Genomic DNA, 4776 nt, shown 5'->3' on the forward strand with positions numbered 1-4776 from the left:
AATTTTCTGGTGGTGCGGCACCACAAGACAAAGTGACAGAAACCAAATGACAAGTTCGGTAGTAACGATCCGCCTGAATGGTAAGCCATACCAAATCGGGTGTGACGCGGGTGAAGAAGTGCATGTCACAAAGCTGGGTGCCGAAGTTGATTCGGTCATGCAATCGCTGGTCGATTCAATCGGCCAGATTGGTGAAGCGCGCTTGCTGGCGATGACAGCTTTGATTATCGCTGATCGTTCGGCGAATGGGACAGAAGCTGGTGCATCATCATCTGACGATGCCGGACAAGACGCCGAAGCTGCGGCGGTTGCACTGGAAAAAGCAGCCGCCCGGCTGACAGAGCTTGCATCTAAGCTAACAACACCTTAAATCAACAGGGCGCGGCGACTGTATTTTCGCGTTTGGTTTTTCAATCCCTGGGGCCATAAATTTCTCTCGGGAGCTGTCTCTGGCTGAGCCGTGGTTCAGCTATTCGCGGTGCCCACCTGTTAATCAGGTCACAGAGGATGTTTACACTGACGGTTAGCGTGGTCGCCGCCACTTAATCTATTGCAGAAAGTTTGACATGACGTCCACAAACGAATCGGCTGACCCTGCAGACCAAAAGCAGGCGCTTCGCCGCGCTGCTACACAAACCCGCAAGCTTCTTTTTGCACAGCATACCCAAGCAGATGCGTCTGTCGCAACGCATGCCGAAGCGCTGTTGGAACGATTTGGCAAGGGTATATATGCTGCCTATTTACCTATTCGAAGTGAATTGTCGCCTTTGCCGTTGGTCGCCCGTCTAGCCGAATCATCTGTGCAAACAGCGATGCCGATTACACCTGCACCTGGTAATCCGCTGGATTTCAGATTATGGGCCCCTGGCGACAAGCTGGATGATGGTCCTTATGATACGAAACAGCCATCAGCCACTGCGCCTACCTGTGTGCCAGATATCATTTTGGCACCAATGCTTGCATTTGATGCTGCATGTTGGCGTCTTGGTTATGGCGGTGGCTTTTATGATCGTTCGATTGGCGGATTGCGCAAAGCTGGCCGCACTGTCGTGGTCATTGGTATCGCCTTTTCTGGACAGCAGGTCGAACATGTACCAACGGGTCCCTATGATATGGCACTTGATGCTGTTTTAACCCCAGACGGATTGATAATGTCGTCGTAAATTTGCGGCTGACGCGTGATAGGAGTTTGCCCATATGAGGGTTCTTTTTTTAGGTGATATTGTGGGGCGATCAGCGCGCCAAGCTGTGATTGATGCGATGCCGATATTGCGCGAAAATTTGTCACTAGATTTCATTGTCGTAAATTGTGAAAATGCTGCAGGCGGGTTTGGCATTACACCCGCAATTTGTGATGTTCTGTTTGACGCTGGTGCTGATGTGCTGACAACGGGAAATCATGTTTGGGACAAACGCGAAATTATTGATTATATCGCCAATGAACCGCGTTTGTTGCGCCCGATTAATATGGCAGAAGGTTCCCCAGGGGCTGGCATTGCCATTGTTACAAATGATGCTGGTACCCGCTTATGCGTTATCAATGTCATGACCAATTTATTTATGGCACCAAATGATCCTGCCTTTTTGGCACTTGATGATAGTCTGGTGCGCAACAAGCTGGGGCGTGATGCGGATTTCATCCTTGTCGATGCGCATGGTGAAGCCACGTCGGAAAAGATGGCGCTTGGGAATCTTGCTGATGGTCGTGCGTCTATGCTGGTTGGCACGCATACACATGTCCCAACAGCTGATCATCATATTTTGCCAGGTGGCACTGCCTATCAAACTGATGCGGGCATGTGCGGCGATTATAACAGCGTGATTGGCATGGAAAAACAGGCAGCAACTGACCGGTTTATGGGCCGTGGGAATCCTCGTCTTTCGGTGGCACTTGGCGCCCCGACATTGTGCGGACTTGTCGTTGAAAGTGATGAAACTGGTCTGGCTATTTCGGTGGCACCTTTGCGTATGGGGGGGCATTTATCGATGACCGCGGGCACCGACATAATCGGACGTGCATAGTTTTGGTCACTAGCGGCTAGGCGTTCTGCCTTGCGTCTGCTATATGAGATAGTAGATAAAGTTAACGGCATAAATCAGAAGTTAGAAACCATGGCAGGCCACTCCAAATTCAAAAATATCCAGCACCGCAAAGGTGCGCAGGACAAAAAACGCGCCAAGATTTTTGGTCGTCTCATCAAGGAACTGACCGTTGCGGCACGTAGCAGTACGGATCCTGACTCAAATCCTCGGCTTAGGACTGCCTTGGCAGCCGCGCGTGCGGCGAATATGCCAAAGGATAATATCGAACGTGTGCTTAAGCGCGCCGAGGGCGGCGAGGGCGAAAGCTACGATGAAATCCGCTATGAGGGCTATGGCCCTGGTGGTACAGCATTGATTGTCGATGCGATGACCGATAATCGCAATCGCACGGCGTCGGAAGTGCGATCGGCTTTCACAAAGTATGGCGGTTCGCTGGGTGAAACAGGTTCGGTAAGCTTTATGTTTGATCGGGTTGGCCAGCTGATTTTCCCTGCGGATGTTGCTAGCGCTGATGATATGTTCGAAGCGGCACTTGAAGCGGGTGCTGATAATGTTGAGTCCGACGATACAAGTCATGAAGTTACCTGCGCGCCTGAGGATTTCAACAATTTGCGCGAAGCTATGGAAAATGCTTTTGGCGCTCCTGAAGAAGCTGGCTTGATCTGGAAGCCGCAAAATACCATTGAGGTGAACGAAGCTCAGGCATCTACTTTGCTCAAATTGCTTGATGTATTGGACGACAATGATGATGTGCAGAATGTATCGTCCAATTTCGATATATCCGACGACATTCTGGCCTCACTAACCTAAGGCTGGCGGTGATGCGCGTTCTTGGCATTGATCCCGGATTGCGCGCCACCGGATGGGGCGTCATTGATGTTGCAGGCGGACGGCTGTCACATATAGCCAATGGTGTTATTAAACCTTCCCCCACTTTACCTGATACACAACGTCTTTGCCGGATTGCCGATGATCTTTTGGCGGTGATTGAAGCGCATAGGCCAACGCGTGCGGCCATTGAAGAAATCTTTGTTGCCAAGTCGGCAAAGTCTGCACTCAGGCTTGGCATGGCGCGGGGGGTGGCGATCATGATCTGTGGTCAGACTGGGCTTGAAGTGCATGAGCTAGCTGCCCGCCTTGTGAAAAAATCGATTACCGGCACGGGTACTGCCGATAAAATACAAATTCAGGATATGGTTTCGCGCTTGCTTGGGGTAACGCCAGCTAATGCTGATGCGGCAGACGCGCTGGCGATTGCCATAGCCGCCAGCAATGGTGCGGGACTGGGCATTGCCGATGATGCTGGCAAAGCGGCGTCTGTGCGTGTAGGTTCGACAGGTAATGCGGACGCCAAAAACGGTCTGTCACAAGCTATAGCGGCGGCGTTGGCACGCGACGCACAGGATAATGAGGGTAATCCATGATTGCGCAGCTTCGCGGCATCTTATCTCATACAGCTGACTCGCACGCCATCATTGATGTTCAGGGCGTTGGCTATCTGGTAAATATTTCAGGGCGAACGCAAGGTCAACTTGCCGCACAGGATGGTGCGGTTACTGTTCTGACCGAAATGATCGTCCGCGAAGACAGTATGACGCTTTATGGTTTTCATGACGCGTCCGAACGCGATGCTTTCCGACTATTGATAACGGTTCAAGGCGTTGGGGCGAAAGCGGCAATGGCGATCTTGTCAGTATTGTCGCCAGCCGATCTGAGCAGTGCCATTATGGCTGGTGATAAGGCAATGGTGGCACGTGCCGATGGTGTTGGTCCCAAAATTGCCCAGCGTGTTGTGAACGAACTGGCTGAAAAGATTGGCCGGTTTCCGTCGCTTGGTGATGGTCTTGCTGTCAGTGTATCTGGCAATGCTGGCGTTACGGATTCGCCAGTTGCAAGCGCTATGGGTGATGCTTTGTCAGCTTTGGTTAATCTGGGATACGGACGAAGCGAGGCACATGCAGCGTTGCTGCGGGTTCAGCAAGCTGGTGAAGCGGATGATTTGTCAGGATTAATCGCTGCCGCCTTGCGCGAAATCGGGAGCTAGAGACGCTTAGATGAACGAAGATGAACGCCTTGTGAATCCAGATCATGTCGAACGCGGCGATAATGCATTGCGGCCAACATCGCTTGGCGAATTTATTGGTCAAGGCAATGGTCGGCACAATCTGGAAACCTTTATCCATGCGGCGCGTGACCGTGGTGATGCGATGGATCATACCTTGCTTCATGGTCCGCCGGGACTAGGCAAGACAACCTTGGCTCAGATTGTATCATCAGAACTTGGTGTCGGGTTTCGCGGCACATCAGGGCCAGTGATTGCACGGGCAGGTGATCTGGCGGCATTGCTTACGAATTTGCGACCACGTGATGTTTTGTTTATTGACGAAATTCACCGTCTTGCACCTGTGGTTGAAGAAGTCTTGTACCCCGCCATGGAAGATTTTCAGCTTGATCTGATTATTGGTGAGGGGCCGTCGGCACGTTCGGTACGGATTGATTTGCCGCCCTTTACGCTTGTTGGGGCAACAACAAGGTCTGGTTTGCTGACAACGCCGTTGCGTGACCGCTTTGGTATCCAGATGCGGATGCAATTTTACACGCGTGATGAGCTGGCGATGATTCTACACCGGCAAGCGATAAAGCTAGGTCTTGATCTGGCGGCTGATGGTGCCAGCGAGATTGCTGGTCGGGCACGCGGAACCCCCCGTGTGGCGGGACGCCTGTTGCGGCGGG

Annotated in this window: 7 protein-coding genes; all 7 read left to right on the plus strand. The window is 52.0% G+C overall.

The features are described 5' to 3' along the window. Positions 1-370 (plus strand): cell division protein ZapA (locus ABNT28_RS10060; protein ID WP_348721515.1); only part of this gene is annotated, 370 nt, incomplete at its 5' end. 196 nt (positions 371-566) lie between these two features. After that, positions 567-1163: a 5-formyltetrahydrofolate cyclo-ligase gene (locus tag ABNT28_RS10065; protein WP_348721516.1), complete on the plus strand. Its 597-nt coding sequence runs from the start codon at positions 567-569 to the stop codon at positions 1161-1163. Positions 1164-1197: 34 nt separating this feature from the next. Next, positions 1198-2022 (plus strand): TIGR00282 family metallophosphoesterase, encoded by an 825-nt coding sequence (locus ABNT28_RS10070; RefSeq protein ID WP_332923175.1) that lies wholly within the window; start codon positions 1198-1200, stop codon positions 2020-2022. Positions 2023-2112: 90 nt separating this feature from the next. Beyond that, the gene (locus tag ABNT28_RS10075; protein ID WP_332923176.1) at positions 2113-2853 is read left to right on the plus strand and encodes a YebC/PmpR family DNA-binding transcriptional regulator; all 741 of its coding nucleotides are present in this window, start codon (positions 2113-2115) and stop codon (positions 2851-2853) included. 11 nt (positions 2854-2864) lie between these two features. Next, positions 2865-3467 carry a crossover junction endodeoxyribonuclease RuvC gene (ruvC, locus tag ABNT28_RS10080; protein ID WP_332923177.1) on the plus strand — a complete coding sequence of 201 codons (603 nt, stop codon included), beginning with the start codon at positions 2865-2867 and terminating at the stop codon, positions 3465-3467. Then, positions 3464-4087: a Holliday junction branch migration protein RuvA gene (gene ruvA, locus ABNT28_RS10085; RefSeq protein ID WP_348721517.1), complete on the plus strand. Its 624-nt coding sequence runs from the start codon at positions 3464-3466 to the stop codon at positions 4085-4087. The genes ruvC and ruvA overlap by 4 nt, the downstream gene beginning before the upstream one ends. Positions 4088-4097: 10 nt before the next feature. Next, the coding region (gene ruvB / locus ABNT28_RS10090; protein WP_332923179.1) for a Holliday junction branch migration DNA helicase RuvB at positions 4098-4776 on the plus strand (679 nt) is incomplete at its 3' end.

The organism is uncultured Candidatus Puniceispirillum sp., from assembly GCF_963979125.1.
GTDB lineage: Bacteria > Pseudomonadota > Alphaproteobacteria > Puniceispirillales > Puniceispirillaceae > Puniceispirillum.